The 14,291-nt window shown below is 65.9% G+C and carries 13 protein-coding genes; 9 read left to right on the top strand and 4 right to left on the bottom strand.

The features are described from left to right. Nucleotides 1-7 precede the first annotated feature (7 nt). Both JQ635_RS31100 and ccoS read left to right on the top strand, forming a co-directional pair. On the top strand, nt 8-2,200 hold the full coding sequence (locus JQ635_RS31100) for a cation-translocating P-type ATPase (protein ID WP_211413601.1): 2,193 nt from the start codon (nt 8-10) through the stop codon (nt 2,198-2,200). Beyond that, entirely contained in the window at nt 2,200-2,367 is a 168-nt protein-coding gene (gene ccoS / locus JQ635_RS31095) for a cbb3-type cytochrome oxidase assembly protein CcoS (protein ID WP_008138466.1), read from the top strand. The genes JQ635_RS31100 and ccoS overlap by 1 nt, the downstream gene beginning before the upstream one ends. Here ccoS and JQ635_RS31090 read toward each other — a convergent pair. Then, nucleotides 2,357-3,565, bottom strand: coding sequence for an MFS transporter (locus tag JQ635_RS31090; protein WP_211413600.1), 1,209 nt, complete (start codon nt 3,563-3,565; stop codon nt 2,357-2,359). The two genes, ccoS and JQ635_RS31090, sit on opposite strands and share 11 nt — an antisense overlap. Nucleotides 3,566-3,668: 103 nt before the next feature. Next, the gene (locus tag JQ635_RS31085; RefSeq protein ID WP_211413599.1) at nt 3,669-4,148 is read right to left on the bottom strand and encodes a cupin domain-containing protein; all 480 of its coding nucleotides are present in this window, start codon (nt 4,146-4,148) and stop codon (nt 3,669-3,671) included. A gap of 237 nt (nt 4,149-4,385) precedes the next feature. Here JQ635_RS31085 and JQ635_RS31080 point away from each other — a divergent pair, with 237 nt between their 5' ends. Both JQ635_RS31080 and JQ635_RS31075 read left to right on the top strand, forming a co-directional pair. Continuing rightward, on the top strand, nt 4,386-4,670 hold the full coding sequence (locus JQ635_RS31080) for a hypothetical protein (protein ID WP_211413598.1): 285 nt from the start codon (nt 4,386-4,388) through the stop codon (nt 4,668-4,670). 80 nt (nt 4,671-4,750) lie between these two features. Beyond that, nucleotides 4,751-5,467, top strand: coding sequence for a peroxiredoxin-like family protein (locus JQ635_RS31075; RefSeq protein ID WP_211413597.1), 717 nt, complete (start codon nt 4,751-4,753; stop codon nt 5,465-5,467). Between the two features lie 199 nt (nt 5,468-5,666). On the opposite strand, the gene JQ635_RS31070 is transcribed toward JQ635_RS31075, so the two are convergent. After that, the gene (locus tag JQ635_RS31070; protein ID WP_211413596.1) at nt 5,667-6,554 is read right to left on the bottom strand and encodes a LysR family transcriptional regulator; all 888 of its coding nucleotides are present in this window, start codon (nt 6,552-6,554) and stop codon (nt 5,667-5,669) included. Nucleotides 6,555-6,751: 197 nt separating this feature from the next. Between JQ635_RS31070 and JQ635_RS31065 the strand changes: the two genes are divergently transcribed. Then, nucleotides 6,752-7,900 carry a patatin-like phospholipase family protein gene (locus JQ635_RS31065; RefSeq protein WP_211413595.1) on the top strand — a complete coding sequence of 383 codons (1,149 nt, stop codon included), beginning with the start codon at nt 6,752-6,754 and terminating at the stop codon, nt 7,898-7,900. A gap of 92 nt (nt 7,901-7,992) precedes the next feature. Continuing rightward, on the top strand, nt 7,993-8,943 hold the full coding sequence (locus tag JQ635_RS31060; RefSeq protein WP_211413594.1) for an oxygenase MpaB family protein: 951 nt from the start codon (nt 7,993-7,995) through the stop codon (nt 8,941-8,943). A 171-nt stretch (nt 8,944-9,114) separates the two neighbouring features. Here JQ635_RS31060 and glgA read toward each other — a convergent pair whose 3' ends face one another. Next, entirely contained in the window at nt 9,115-10,530 is a 1,416-nt protein-coding gene (gene glgA / locus JQ635_RS31055) for a glycogen synthase GlgA (protein ID WP_211413593.1), read from the bottom strand. A gap of 196 nt (nt 10,531-10,726) precedes the next feature. On the opposite strand from glgA, the gene JQ635_RS31050 reads away from it, so the two are divergent. The 3 genes from JQ635_RS31050 to JQ635_RS31040 all read left to right on the top strand — a co-directional run bounded on the left by JQ635_RS31050 (nt 10,727) and on the right by JQ635_RS31040 (nt 14,291). Next, complete coding sequence (locus JQ635_RS31050) at nt 10,727-11,923, top strand: CaiB/BaiF CoA transferase family protein (RefSeq protein WP_211413592.1); 1,197 nt, start codon at nt 10,727-10,729, stop codon at nt 11,921-11,923. A gap of 147 nt (nt 11,924-12,070) precedes the next feature. Then, a complete protein-coding gene (locus JQ635_RS31045) occupies nt 12,071-13,138 on the top strand; it encodes an alcohol dehydrogenase (protein ID WP_211413591.1) in 1,068 nt (355 codons plus the stop codon). Nucleotides 13,139-13,211: 73 nt separating this feature from the next. Continuing rightward, nucleotides 13,212-14,291, top strand: a complete 1,080-nt coding sequence (locus JQ635_RS31040) for an isocitrate/isopropylmalate dehydrogenase family protein (protein ID WP_211413590.1) — start codon at nt 13,212-13,214, stop codon at nt 14,289-14,291.

Raw genomic sequence — 14,291 nt, 5'->3', positions numbered from 1 at the left:
TCTCGTCATGCAGGTCACGCGCGATTTCTCTCACTATGTTCGCGACGCGGGCGCGGGCCTGCGGCATATCGATCTCGCGGTCGAAGGCGTTCACTGCGCCGGCTGCATGGCCAAGATCGAGCGCGGCCTGTCCGCTATCCCCGACGTCACGCTGGCACGCGTGAACCTGACCGACCGCCGTGTCGCGCTGGAATGGAAGGCGGGCACGCTGGACCCCGGCCGTTTCATCGACCGGCTCGAAGAGCTCGGCTACAAGGCCTATCCGTTCGAGACCGAGAGCGCGGAAGTCGCCGAGGTCGCCGAATCCCGCTTCCTGCTGCGCTGCCTCGGGGTCGCGGCATTCGCCACCATGAACGTGATGATGCTGTCGATCCCGGTATGGTCGGGCAACGTCTCGGACATGCTGCCGGAACAGCGCGACTTCTTCCACTGGCTGTCGGCGCTGATCGCGCTGCCGGCGGCGGCCTATGCCGGTCAGCCGTTCTTCCGTTCGGCCTGGCGCGCGCTGTCGGCGAAGACGACCAACATGGACGTGCCGATCTCGATCGGTGTGATCCTGGCGCTCGGCATGTCCGTGGTCGAGACCATCCACCACGCCGAGCACGCCTATTTCGACGCGGCGATCATGCTGCTGACCTTCCTTTTGGTCGGCCGCTTCCTCGACCAGAACATGCGGCGGCGGACCCGAGCGGTCGCCGGCAATCTCGCCGCGCTCAAGGCGGAGACGGCGGCCAAGTTCGTGGGTCCGGATGAAATTTCGCAGGTGCCGGTGGCGGCGATCCATCCCGGCGACATCGTGCTGCTGCGGCCCGGCGAGCGCTGCGCAGTCGACGGCACCGTGATCGAGGGCCGTTCCGAGATCGACCAGAGCCTCATCACCGGCGAGACGCTCTATGTCACGGCGGAGCAGGGCACGCCGGTCTATGCCGGATCGATGAACATCTCCGGCACGCTGCGGGTGCGGGTCTCGGCGGCGTCCGAGGCGACGCTGCTCGCCGAGATCACGCGGCTATTGGATAACGCGCTGCAGGCTCGCTCGCGCTACATGCGCCTTGCCGACCGCGCCTCGCGGCTCTACGCGCCGGTGGTGCATGCGACCGCGCTGATCACCATTTTGGGCTGGGTCATTGCGGGTGCGAGTTGGCATGATGCGATCGTGACTGGCGTCGCCGTGCTGATCATCACCTGCCCCTGCGCGCTCGGGCTCGCGATCCCGACGGTGCAGACGGTGGCCTCGGGCGCGATGTTCAGGGCGGGCGTGTTGCTCAATGCGGGCGATGCGATCGAGCGGCTGGCGGAAGCCGACCATGTCATCTTCGACAAGACCGGCACGCTGACGCTGCCCGACCTCGAAGTGATGAACGCGGCCGATATCCCCGCCGACATCTTCGAACTGGCCGGCCGCCTCGCGCTGTCGAGCCATCATCCGGTGGCCGCCGCGGTGGCGCAGGCCGCCGGCGCCAGATCGCCTGTTGTCGGCGCGGTCGAGGAAGCCGGGCAGGGCGTGCGTGCGACCGTGGATGGCGTCGAGATCCGGCTTGGCCGTCCGTCCTTCTGTGGTGCCGAGGGCCTCGTCGGCTTGACCGACGATCTCGACCCCGAAGCCTCCATCGTGGCGTTCAGCAAGGGGCCCGAAAAATTCATCCTCTCGGTGCGTCAGGGCTTGCGTCCGGATGCCCAGGCCGTGATCGCGGCGCTGAAGGCGCGCAATATCGGCATCGAGATCCTCTCCGGTGATCGCGAGCCGGCCGTGAAGGCGGCGGCGCACGCCCTTTCCATTCCCGAATGGCGCGCCGGCGTCACGCCGGCCGACAAGATCGCGCGGATCGAGGAATTGAAGCGGCGCGGCATGAAGGTGCTGATGGTCGGCGACGGCATGAATGATGCGCCCTCGCTGGCGGCCGCCCATGTCTCGATGTCGCCGATCTCGGCCGCGCATCTCAGCCAGGCCACGGCCGACCTCGTCTTTCTCGGCCGGCCGCTGGCCCCCGTGGTCGCCGCGATCGATGCTTCGCGCAAGGCGCTGCATCTGATGCGGCAGAACCTCTGGCTCGCGATCGGCTATAATGCGCTTGCCGTGCCGGTCGCGATCAGCGGCGTCGTGACGCCCCTGATTGCAGCGGCCGCCATGAGCGGATCATCGATCCTGGTCATGCTGAACTCGCTGCGCGCGCGCAGCGCCTCGCGGGAGATCGTGTGATGGAGATCCTCGTCATCCTGGTGCCGCTCGCCTTGATGCTCGGTGGTGCCGGTCTCGTCGCCTTCCTCTGGTCGCTCCGAAGCGGCCAGTACGACGATCTCGACGGCGCCGCCTGGCGCGCCATCGCCGACGACGAGCCGCCGCAGGAAGCTCCGGTCAAGCGTTAGGCTTCAGGGCGAAGGTGATCAAGGCCGCCAGCGCGAGGGCCACGCCTACTCCGAACACGCACGCGTGCCAGCCGAAGGCGTCGAACAGCCGGCCGAGTACGGCCGTACCGACCAGTCCGCCGCAGAAATAGCACGCGAGATAGGTGCCGCTGGCGATGCCGCGGTTGTCGGTTGCTGCCTGTCCGACGAAGCTAGTTGCGGCAGCCTGTGCGAAGAATGTGCCGACGCCGACCAGGACCATGCCGGCGAGGACTTCACCCAGATGCGGCGTCAGCATCAAGGGCAGGCCGAGGCCGGCGACAGCGAGCGCGCCCCAGATTGTCAGACGCGTTCCAAGCCGCGCGGCCACCTTGCCGGCCAGAAGCGTCGTGACGACCGACGGCAGGAAGACGACATAGACGAGGCCGAGATCCATCATGCCCAGCGACAGCGGCGGCCGCACCAGCACGAAATTGACAAATGTGAAGGTGCCGATGAAGGCGAACAGGATGCAGAAGCCGATGCCGAAGGCGGCGCGGAGCCGCGGATTTCGCCAATGCGCGATGGTGGCGGCGAGCGGCGAGGACGCCGGCATCATCGCGTGCATCGGCTGCACGCGTCGAATCGTGAAATAGACCAGCACCGCGCCGGCCAGATTCAGCGCTGCGAAGACATAGAAATTCCAGGCAAGGCCGAGGCCGTCGGCGACCGCCGCCGAGATCAGCCGGCCGACGAGGTTGCTGGCGACATTGCCGGTGATGTAGGCGGCAAAGGCGCCGCCGGCGTCCGTGGCGCTGCATTGCTCGCCGAGATAGGCGAGGGTGAGTGCGAAGGCGGAGGCCATGCACAGACCCTGCGTGACCCGCAAGGCGGTGAAGACGGCAAGATTTGGCGCCGACGCCAGCAGGCTGGTGGGGATCGCCAGCAGCGTCAGGCTGAGCAGGATGCCGGTCCGCCGGTTGATATGCGGACTGAAGAAGCCGACGACGAGGCTGGCTGTCGCCATGCCGAAGGTGCTGGCGTTGACGGCAAAGCCCATCGCAGCGGGGGTGACGCCGTAGTGCCGTGCCAGCGAGGGCAGGATCGCCTGCGTCGCGAACAGGTCGACGACGGTGAGGAATGCGGTCAGGCCGATCACGAGCGAACGCAGCGCGAGACCCGGCGAGTGCGCCTCCAGCGTCATTGCGGCCGGTTTGATCGATGCGGAAAGATCGGTCATGGCTTGATTGTCCTGTGATGAATGTGGCGCCCGGCATGCGGGTGGCATGGGGGATCCCGGGCGCCACATCCGGTAACGAGTGCGCAGGGGCTGGATGCGCTCGTTACATGTGATGATCGTTGGGATCCTTGCGGACGTCGCCGACATAGAGAATGACCGTCTCCTTGCCGAGGTTCTTCCACCAATGCGAGGTGCCGTAGACCTCGGGACGGATGTCGCCGGCCTTGTGCACGATCGGATCGACGCAGTTGGAGGCGTACTCGACGATCTCGCCCTGCTGCACGAAGATCAGTGCGGGGCGGTCGTCATGGCTGTGCCAGGGCACGATGCCGCCGGGCGCGATGGTCAGCTTGCGGAAGCGCAGCTCGCGGCCCTCGATATGGGCGGGCTGCTTGCCGAGATCGATCGCGCCCAGCGTCACGTCGGTGACGCCCACGGGCTTATAGTCGACCATCTGCTGCGCGTTCGGCTTGATCTTGCCGGCCGGGCATTCGCCGGCGAAGACCGGCGTTGCAAATGTCAGTGCACCGAGAATGGCTGCGCCCGACCAGACCAGGCGCGACAACATGGGCTGCTTGAACATGGGAAGTCTCCTCTGTTGGCCGCAACCTCGTTGGTCGCCGGCTATGGCAGCAGCTTCGCCGAGACCGCGTCGATGTTGAAATGCCGGCTTGCTTTCGATGCGATAGCCCTGCGCTATCTTGATGCGCGGCAGCTATCGAACCGATTGGACAACGGCATTTCCGCTTCCGGAGGATCTGGCGTCCGATGACAGGGCGCCCGATTGGCGGGCGTTCACGTCAATCCGGAGGAGCATCCCATGACGAAAGTGTCAAAAACCCTGATCTTTACCGCCGCCTTCGCGGTGATCGCCACGTCGGCCTTCTCGGAAGCGGCCTGGGATTTGAAGGCCGGCATGGCCTATGTCTATGGCGGGCCTGGCAAGATGTCGGCGATGGCCATGGCCCCGGCCGAGAAGAACCACGAGGCCATGATGAAGAACGCCAAGAAGGTGCCCGCCGACACCGTCTTCTTCATGGACAACGGCACGCTGTATTCCACGTCGGGGCGGCTCGATCCCACCGGCAATTTCTACGTGAACTGAACCGACCTTCGCGTAACGGCCGCCCCTTGCGGGCGGCCGGATCTCACCTACTATTCACACCAAGAACGCCGGAGCGGAAGATGACCTCTCTCTCAGCAGCCGACGCCGAGCAGCTCAGGCTTGCCTTCCAGCGCTGCCGCGACATGGAGGGAACGCTGAACGAGCAGCTGCGCGCCTATGCCGATGCCAGCCGAAAGGTGTTTCCTGCCTATGGCGAGGCGGTCGATCGCCTGGTGGTGCGATTGAGCGGGAACGGCGGCGGCGAGACCGCACCGCGTCCCGGCGATGCGATGCCGCCTTTCATGCTGCCGGATGAAAGTGGAGCTCTCGTCGCGCTGCCTGCGCTCTTGGAGCAAGGCCCCGCCGCGGTGATGTTCTTCCGCGGCCACTGGTGCCCTTATTGCCGACTCAATGTCCGCGCGGTGGTGCACGCGCAGGAGCGCATCAAGGCGATCGGCGCGCAGGTCGTCGCGATCATGCCGGAGACGCAGGAATACACACGGCAGGTCAAGGCCGACTCCGGCGCGCCGTTTCCGATCCTGACCGATCTCGACAACGGCTACGCGCTGTCGCTCAATCTCGCGATCTGGCTCGGCACCGAGATCCAGAGCCTGTTGTCCTATCAGGATATGGCGAAGTTCCACGGCAATGACGGCTGGATGCTGCCGATCCCGGCGGTGTTCGTCGTCGGCCGTGACGGGCTGGTGAAGGCGCGCTTCGTCGATCCGGATTTCCGCAAGCGCATGGAGATCGATGACCTAATCGAAGCGCTGGAGAGCGCGAGCGAGGGGAATTGAGCTTCTTTTTCCCTTCTCCCCTTGTGGGAGAAGGTGGCGCGAAGCGCCGGATGAGGGGTATGTCTCCGCGTGCACTGATGCTCGCGGAGACATACCCCTCACCCAAGCGAGTCTGCGTCTGCCAGCGTCGCTGCCCTCTCCCACAAGGGGCGAGGGCACAGCAATGCGCATCTCGCGTGATGCAAGAGCGCTCCATCTACTACCCCGCGATCTCCCGCCAGTCTGCGCCGCGCAGCATCCGCATCACTGCGTTGGCGACGGCCGTGCGCTGCCGGCCGGCGACGCCGTAGAGGCTGACGGTGCGGCGTGCGTCGAGGCCGGCAACTGCGGCGCGTTTCAGGGTCTCCGGCACCGGCGAGGTGTGGGGCATCATGGCGACGCCGATATCGGCCTCGACCAGCTCGATCAGGTCACGCTCGCTTGCGATCTCGTGGCCGTGATCGACGTCGATGCCGTGCTCGCGCAGGCTCGCGGAGATACGCCTGGAATGCTCGCAATAGTTCCGGCCGAGCAACTGCTCTGCGCGCAAATCATCCGGCTCGATTGTATCGCGCCCGGCGAGCCGGTGCTCCCTGCTGACGACGAGATCAAACGTCTCGGTGAACAGCGGCCACACGTCGAGCCGCTCCCAGGCCTCGTCGATCTCGGCGGCGATGCCGAGCTCGGCTTCGCCCTTCTTCAGGAACTCACCGACCTCGCGGCTCGTCCCGCGCAGGAAACGCAATTCGAGCCGGTTGAACTGCCGCCGGATCTCGTTGAGATGCGGGATGAGCAGCGCGAGGTCGATGGAATGCGTCAGCGCGATGCGCAGCGCACCGATCTCGCCGCTGCGGAACGAGGAGGCGAGCGAGCGCGCGCCGCTGGCGGCGTCGTAGCATTGCTTCAGCAGCGGATGCATGCGCTGGCCGAGCTCGGTCAGTTGCGCCGCGGGCCGTTCGCGGCGGAACAGGTCGCCGCCGAGCTCGGCCTCCAGCTGCTTGATCGCACGCGTCAGCGAGGGCTGCGTCACGTTGCATTCCTCGGCGGCGCGCGTAAAATTCAACAGCTGCGCCACCGCGAGGAAATAGCGGACCTGGTGCATTTCCATGGATCGGCTCCCAGCAGGATCGACCGGAATCTAGCCGATCCGGACGGGAAATGACATCCCGGGCTCGATAGCGCCTACGTATGGTTACGGAAGCCAGCCGGCATTTCCAAAAGGCCCGACAATCGCCGAGAACGGCAGGACGTAACAATGGCCTTACGTCCGACGAATGATAACCATAGGCTCGACAGGAGCGAGATATGAACGGCATGCAGGACAAGGTACAGCGCAAGAGCATGGACCTGCCGGGACAGGTCGTGCTCGTGCTGCAAGGCGGCGGCGCACTCGGCTCCTACCAGGCCGGGGTCTACCAGGCATTGCACGAAGCCGGCATCGAGCCGGACTGGATCATCGGTACCTCGATCGGCGCGATCAATGCGAGTCTCATTGCGGGTAACTCGCCCGAGCACCGGCTGGCGCGCTTGCGGGAGTTCTGGAAGCGGATGGAGCAGCAGCCGGTCTGGGACTGGCGCGCCACGTTTCCCGGCTTCAACGAGAAGCTGGCCTATTGGTCGACGGTGACCCATGGCATTCCAGGATTCTTCCGGCCCAATCCGCTGGCGCATGCCGGCGATTCCTATCCGCTGGGCGCCGATCATGCCGGCTTCTATTCGACCGCGCCGCTGGAGAAGACGCTGAGCGAGCTGGTCGATTTCGATCTGGCCAATCGCTGCGCGCCGCGCCTGACGGTCGGTGCGGCTCATGTTGGCACCAGCGAGATGCGCTATTTCGACAGCCGCGACGGCGAGCTGACGGTCAAGCACATCATGGCCTCGGGCGCGCTGCCGCCGGCTTTTCCGGCGGTGCGCATCGACGGCGAGCTCTATTGGGACGGCGGCATCCTGTCGAACACGCCCACGGAAGCGGTGTTCGACGACAATCCGCGCAGGGATTCGCTGATCTTCTCCGTGCATCTGTGGAATCCCGTCGGGCCGGAACCGACCACCATGGCGGAGGTGTTGAACCGGCACAAGGACGTGCAATATTCCAGCCGCATCGCGAGCCAGATCGTGCGGCAGCAGCAGGCCCATCGCCTGCGCCATGTCATCAACCAGCTTGCGGCACGGCTGCCCGAGAGCGAGCGCAGCGATCCCGCGGTGAGGGAGCTGACGAGCTACGGCTGTCCGACCCGCATGCATGTGGTGCGGCTGCTGGCGCCGCAGCTCGAGCAAGAGACCCATACCAAGGATATCGACTTCAGCCCGTCGGGGATCACGCGGCGTTGGCATGCAGGCTATGCTCACACGCGATCGGTGCTGGCGCGCAGGCCCTGGATCGGCGAGTTCGATCCGCTCGCCGGCGTGGTGCTGCACGAGCATACGGACGAGATGCCGATTGCGGCAGAGTGAGGGCCCTGTCCGTCATTTGTTTCGGACGGTGACGATGTCAAGAGCGTGCGGTCTGGGCTATTATCGCGGCGTCTTCGTCGCGAGACTTGCAAGTGGTCGTTGAGAAAGATCTTGAGGCGGCACTCGATCAGGTCCGCGCTGACGCGGCGGGGCCAGTCCCCGGCGTGTTCGGCCCTGACACGGTGACCTGGCGGATCGACCGGGAGGCCGTGAACTTCCTCGGCGCCGGTCGCGCGCTGCTGCTGCAACTCTCCCATCCCTGGGTCGCCGCCGCCATCGCCGAGCATTCCACAACCTTTGCTGATCCGATCGGTCGCTTCCATCGCACCTTCGACATCGTCTTCGCCATGGTGTTCGGCTCGCTCGATCGTGCGCTGCTGTCGTCCCGGCAATTGCACCGGCGCCACGGCATGATCGTCGGGCAGATGCCCGAGACGGTCGGCCCGTTCGCAGCGGGCTCGCACTACTGCGCCAACGACATTCCGTCGCTGCGCTGGGTTCACGCCACGCTGGTCGACACTGCGCTGATGGCGCATGACCTCGTTCTGCCACCGCTCTCGGTGGAGGAGCGCGAACGTTACTGGGCCGAGAGCCGGACGTTCGGTGCGCTGTTCGGGCTGACGGCGGATGACCTCCCGGCGGATTGGTCCGGCTTCGCCGCGTACACCGCGGCGATGACGCAATCGGACACGCTGACGGTCAGCGCGGCTGCGCGTGAGATCGCAACGCAGATCTTCACGGGCGCGCGTCCGTGGCTGCGTCCGCCGCGATGGTACCGCGCGCTCACGGCAAGCATGCTGCCGGAGCGCTTGCGGGTGGGGTTTGGTTTTGAGTTTGACGAGCGCGACGCCAGATCCGCCGACAATGCGCTACGATGGATCAGGCGCGTCTATCCGAAACTGCCTCACAGACTGCGCTATGTCGGTCCCTATCAGGAAGCGCAGGCGCGGCTGCGGGGCGAGGCTCAGCCCGACTGGATGACGCGTTGCCTCAACCGTGCCTGGATCGGCCGGCCGCGGATGGATGTGCGCGGGAAGGGGTGAGGGCCAAATCTCTCGTGTCCCGGACAAGCTGCGACGCATGAGCGTTGCGGCGCAGAGCCGGGACCCAGGGGCCACGGACTCCTCTGTGAGATGGGCCCCGGCTCAGCAGCGCACCACGTCGCAAGGGCGACGCGCTGCGCCGCGTCCGGGGCACGAGAGGAGAGTGAGGCCTCACACCGACGCCAGCTTCCTATACAGCGCGCTGTAGCTGCCGGCCGAGATGCTCCAGGAGAACGATCGTCCCATGGCGCTGCGGCGCATGGTGTCGAGCTGGTCCTGCGCCATGAAGGCCGAGAACGCCCGGCGCACGCCGCCGAGGAAGGATTCGTGCGAGGGCCTTGAGAACAAAAAGCCTGTCTCGCCGTCGGTGATGGTTTCGGCCAGACCGCCGGTCTGGTGACCGATCGGCAATGAGCCGAAGCGCTGGGCGTACATCTGGCTGAGGCCGCAGGGCTCGAACCGCGACGGCATCAGGGTGAAGTCGCTGCCGGCAAAGATACGCCGCGCCTGCGCTTCGTTGAAGCCGATCGCCACTCCGATGGCATCGGGACGCCGGCGATGGGCGTTGATCAGCGCCTGCTCGAGCGCCGGCTCGCCGGAGCCGGTGACCACGATCTGCCCGCCGGCATCGATGATCTCGTCGGCCGCCGCCAGCACGAGGTCGATGCCCTTCTGGTGCACGAGGCGGGCGACGATGCCGAACATCGGCCCCCGCGACACCGCGAGCCCGAACTGCTTGCGCACATAATCCGCATTGGCCTTCTTGCCGACCCAGTCGCCGGCCCCGAACTGCTGGGCGAGTTGCGCGCAAGAGCGCGGGTCCCAGCTCTCGTCGATACCGTTGAGGATGCCGGTGAGCTCGGCGGCATCCGAGCGCAGGCGGAGCAGGCCCTCCAGGCCGCAGCCGAATTCCTCCGTGGTGATCTCGCGCGCATAGGTGCCGCTGACGGTGGTGAGGTGCGAAGCGTAGACCAGGCCCGCCTTGAGGAAGGAGACCTGATCGTAGAACTCGACGCCGTCGATGTGGAAGGAGCTTTCCGGTGCGCCGATCCGCCGCAGCGCCTCCTTCGGGAAGAGGCCCTGATAGGCGAGGTTGTGAATGGTCAGGATCGACGGCAGCTTGGCGCCGCGCCAGGCGAGATAGGCCGGCACCAGCGAGGCCTGCCAATCGTTGGCATGGACCAGGTCCGCTGCCCAATTCTTGTCCAGCTTGCCCATGGCAAGCTCAGCTGCTGCCGAGGCGAAGCGCGCGAAGCGGATGTCGTTGTCGGGCCAGTCGTGCCCGGACTCATCGCCATAGGGATTGCCGGGCCGGTCGTAGAGCTGCGAGCACAACAGCACGTAGACCGGCAGGCCATCCTTGGTCGCGGCACGGCCGAGCGAGCAGGCCGGCAGCTCAGCGAACGGCGGGCAGCGGCCGACAATCTGGATATGCGTGAGTTGCTCGATGATGTCGCGATAGCCGGGCAGCATGATCCGGATATCGGCGAAGGGGCGTAGCGCGCGGGGGAGGGCAGCGGAAACGGCTCCAAGTCCGCCGACGCGGACGAAGTCGTCCATCTCTGTCGTAACGAACAAGACCCTCAAGAACTGCTGCCCTTATCCGATCCCGTTTGCTGCTATGCAAGAACGGGTCCAGTTGCCCTGGAAATTCTCAAGCCCGCCGCAAGACGCGTCTGCTCGGTAAAGACTTTCCTACTCAGCCGCCGCCCTCTAGGGTCGCCGCACCAATAAGAGAGAACATCGGCGGTTCCTAAGGGGGCCCCAGGGAGACGCGGCACGCATGCAGCTACCAGACAAGCATGAGGGGACGACGACAAAGGCTTTCGCGGGCCTGCGGGTCCTGGATTTTTCGACCACGATCGCCGGTCCCCACTGCGCGCGCATGCTAGCCGACATGGGCGCCGAGGTCATCAAGATCGAGACCGACGGCGGGGAGACGATGCGGACCCGGCCGCCGCTGCGCAAGGGCTGCAGCACCGCGTTCGGCCAGCTCAATGTCGGCAAGAAGAGCCTGGTGCTCGACCTCAAGTCCGAGGACGGCAGGGACGCCGTCTACCGGCTGGCCGCGACCGCCGACATCCTGGTCGAGAACTTCCGCCCCGGCGTGATGCATCGGCTGCGGCTCGACTATGACAGGCTGCGTGCGGTCAACGAGAGGCTGATCTACTGCTCGATCTCCGGCTATGGCCAGACCGGCCCCTCGGCCGAGCTGCCGGCCTATGCGCCGGTGATCCATGCCGCCTCCGGCTACGACATGGCGCATCTCGCCTACCAGCCCGGCCGTCACAGGCCCGACTGTTGCGGCATCTACCACGCCGACGTTGTCACCGGCACCTACGGCTTTGGCGCAATTGCATCGGCGCTCTATCAGCGCACCGTGACCGGGCTCGGCCAGCACATCGACGTCTCCATGCTGGAATCGATGCTGTCCTTGACCCTGACCGAGTTGCAGATCTCGCAATTCGCGGTCGCGCCGCCGCCGCGCCCGATGTTCGGGCCGACCGAGACGGCAAGCGGCTATGTCATGATCACTGTCGCCAGCGAGAAGACGTTCCAGGCCTTGATGGGGGTGATCGGCCGCCCCGAATGGATCTCCGATCCACGCTTCGCGACCTACGCCCCGCGCCGCGAGAACTGGGCGGCGTTGATGGACGGCGTCGAGGTCTGGTCGCGGCAGCTTTCGACCGATGCATGCCTGCTCGCGCTTGGTGCTGCCGGCGTCCCGGCTTCGGCCTATCGCACCGTGTCAGAGGCGTTGGCCGATCCGCAGCTTGCGCATCGCCAGGCGCTCTCCGAGGTGCGGGACGAGGGCGGCTCGTTCCAGGTGCTCAACCTGCCGTTCCGGATGTCGGGAGCCGACACGACGCCGGCCAAGACGGTGTCCGCGCTCGGCGCGCACACCGATGCGTTGCGCGAGGAGATTGGCCTTGCCGACAAGGCGCCAATTCCGTCAGGTAAAACGGCCGCGCAAGGCTGAACGGCTTCGTGCCGCAAGCAATGCGGCCCTGCGCACCGTCGGATTGCCATCCCCGATCGCCGTAAACTAGACAGGAGCGAGTTTGTCTCGCTCCGCCGGCCATGGCATGGTGGGCATGACAACAAGAAGCAGGCCGGGAGGATTCCGATGAAGAGTTTCAAGGTTGCCGATTTCAAGGCGCCGCTGCAGGAGTTCGACGAGGCGACGCCGCAGCCCTCGGGAACGCAGGTGCTGATCAAGGTGAAGGCCGCCGGCGTCTGCCACAGCGACCTCCACATCTGGGAAGGCGGTTACGATCTCGGCCACGGCCGCAAGCCGCTGTCGCTGAAGGACCGCGGCATCAACCTGCCGCTGACCATGGGCCATGAGACCGTCGGCGAAGTCCTCGCCTTCGGCCCGGACGTGAAGCCGACCGACCAGGGTGATCTCAAGCTCGGCGATGTCGGCCTGGTCTATCCCTGGATCGGCTGCGGCAAATGTGCGACGTGCCTCGGCGGCGACGAGAACATGTGCCTGACGCCGCGCTCGCTCGGCGTCTATTGCGACGGCGGCTATGCCGATCACATGCTGGTGCCGCATCCGCGCTATCTGCTCAATCTGAAAGGCCTCGATCCCGCGACGACCGCACCCTATGCCTGCTCGGGCGTGACCACCTACAGTGCGCTGAAGAAGGTCGAGCAGCATTTCGACACGCCGATCGTGATGTTCGGTGCCGGCGGCCTCGGCCTGATGGCGCTGTCGCTGCTGAAGGCGATGGGCGGCAAGGGCGCGATCATGGTCGACATCGACGCCAGGAAGCGCGAAGCGGCCGAGAAGGCCGGCGCGCTCTCAACGGTCGATCCCAAGGCGCCGGATGCGCTGGAACAGCTGGCGAAGAAAGCGGGCGGTCCGATCCGCGCCGTGATCGACCTCGTCGGCAACTCCGCCACGACCCAGCTCGGCTTCGACTGTCTGACCAAGGGCGGCAAGCTCATCATCGTCGGCCTGTTCGGCGGCGGCGCGACCTGGGCGCTGCCGCTGATTCCGATCAAGGCGGTGACGATCCAGGGCAGCTATGTCGGAAACTTGCGCGAAACGCAGGAGCTGCTCGATCTCGTGCGGTCGAAGAAGGTGCCACCGATCCCGGTGACGACGGCCCCGCTCGCCAAGGCCAACGACGCGCTGGTGCAATTGCAGCAGGGCGCGGTGGTTGGCCGCACCGTGCTGACGCCGTAGTTTCTCTTTACGTCTTTCCGGGTTCGGTCCTGCGGACCGCCCCGGAATGACGTCTGAAAATCCAGGAACCCCCATGTCCGCAAACAACGCCTTCCATATTGCCGTGCTCGCCGGTGACGGCATCGGTCCCGAAGTCATGGCGCCGGCGCTCGAGGTGCTGCGCAAGGTCGGCGAAAGATCCGGCCTCGGCTTCCGTTTCACCGAGGCGCCGGCCGGCGCCACCAATTATCTCGCCACCGGCAAGTCGATGCCGGACTCGACCATCAAGCTCTGCGAGGAGGCGGATGCGATCCTGTTAGGGGCCTGCGGCCTGCCGTCGGTGCGCTATCCCGACAATACCGAGATCGCGCCGCAGATCGAGCTGCGCTTCATCTTCGATCTCTATGCCGGCGTGCGCCCGGCGCGCCTCATTCCCGGCGTGCCGAGCCCGATCGTCGGCGCGGACAAACGCGGCATCGATCTCGTCGTGATCCGCGAATCCACCGAGGGCCTGTTCGCCTCGATGGGCAAGGGCGTCGTCACTCATGAGGACGCGCGCGAGACCATGGTGATCACGCGCCGGACGTCCGAGCGCCTGTTCGACTTCTCGTTCCGCCTCGCCGAGCGGCGCAAGGCGCGCGGCAAGCCGGGTGCGCTCGCCTGTATCGACAAGGCGAACGTGTTCAAGGCCTTTGCCTTCTTCCGCGGCATCTTCGACGAGATCGCGAAGAAGCATCCTGATGTGAGGACCGACCGGCTCTATGTCGATGCCTGCTCGGCGATGCTGGTCAAGCGTCCCTGGGATTTCGACGTGATGGTGATGGAGAACATGTTCGGCGACATCGTCTCCGACATCACCGCGAGCCTGATCGGCGGTCTCGGCATGGCGCCGTCCGCCGACATCGGCGACAAATATGCCGTGTTCCAGCCCTGCCACGGCACCGCGCCTGACATCATGGGGCAGGGCAAGGCCAATCCCACCGGCATGATCCTGTCGGCCGCGATGATGCTGGACTGGCTCGCCGAGAAGCATGGCGTGGAGAGTGCGGCTGACGCGGGCGAGCAAATCGAGCGCGCGGTGGACCAGGTCTATGCCGGCGGCATCAAGCCGATGGAATTTGGCGGCAGCAATGGCACGGCCGATATCGCGAAGGCGGTGATTGCCGCACTCTGA

This window comes from Bradyrhizobium iriomotense, assembly GCF_018130765.1.
Taxonomy (GTDB): domain Bacteria; phylum Pseudomonadota; class Alphaproteobacteria; order Rhizobiales; family Xanthobacteraceae; genus Bradyrhizobium; species Bradyrhizobium iriomotense_A.
The sequence above is the reverse complement of the archived record's forward strand: the minus strand, read 5'-3'. Positions and strand labels throughout refer to the sequence as shown.

Bases quoted from the DNA above. Each gene is read 5' to 3' on its own strand.
- JQ635_RS31065 (WP_211413595.1), top strand. From the start codon at position 6,752: ATGAACGGCATGCAGGACAAGGTACAGCGCAAGAGCATGGACCTGCCG.
- JQ635_RS31100 (WP_211413601.1), top strand. From the start codon at position 8: ATGCAGGTCACGCGCGATTTCTCTCACTATGTTCGCGACGCGGGCGCG.
- JQ635_RS31050 (WP_211413592.1), top strand. From the start codon at position 10,727: ATGCAGCTACCAGACAAGCATGAGGGGACGACGACAAAGGCTTTCGCG.
- JQ635_RS31080 (WP_211413598.1), top strand. From the start codon at position 4,386: ATGACGAAAGTGTCAAAAACCCTGATCTTTACCGCCGCCTTCGCGGTG.
- JQ635_RS31085 (WP_211413599.1), bottom strand. From the start codon at position 4,148: ATGTTCAAGCAGCCCATGTTGTCGCGCCTGGTCTGGTCGGGCGCAGCC.
- JQ635_RS31070 (WP_211413596.1), bottom strand. From the start codon at position 6,554: ATGGAAATGCACCAGGTCCGCTATTTCCTCGCGGTGGCGCAGCTGTTG.
- ccoS (WP_008138466.1), top strand. From the start codon at position 2,200: ATGGAGATCCTCGTCATCCTGGTGCCGCTCGCCTTGATGCTCGGTGGT.
- JQ635_RS31075 (WP_211413597.1), top strand. From the start codon at position 4,751: ATGACCTCTCTCTCAGCAGCCGACGCCGAGCAGCTCAGGCTTGCCTTC.
- JQ635_RS31090 (WP_211413600.1), bottom strand. From the start codon at position 3,565: ATGACCGATCTTTCCGCATCGATCAAACCGGCCGCAATGACGCTGGAG.
- JQ635_RS31040 (WP_211413590.1), top strand. From the start codon at position 13,212: ATGTCCGCAAACAACGCCTTCCATATTGCCGTGCTCGCCGGTGACGGC.
- JQ635_RS31045 (WP_211413591.1), top strand. From the start codon at position 12,071: ATGAAGAGTTTCAAGGTTGCCGATTTCAAGGCGCCGCTGCAGGAGTTC.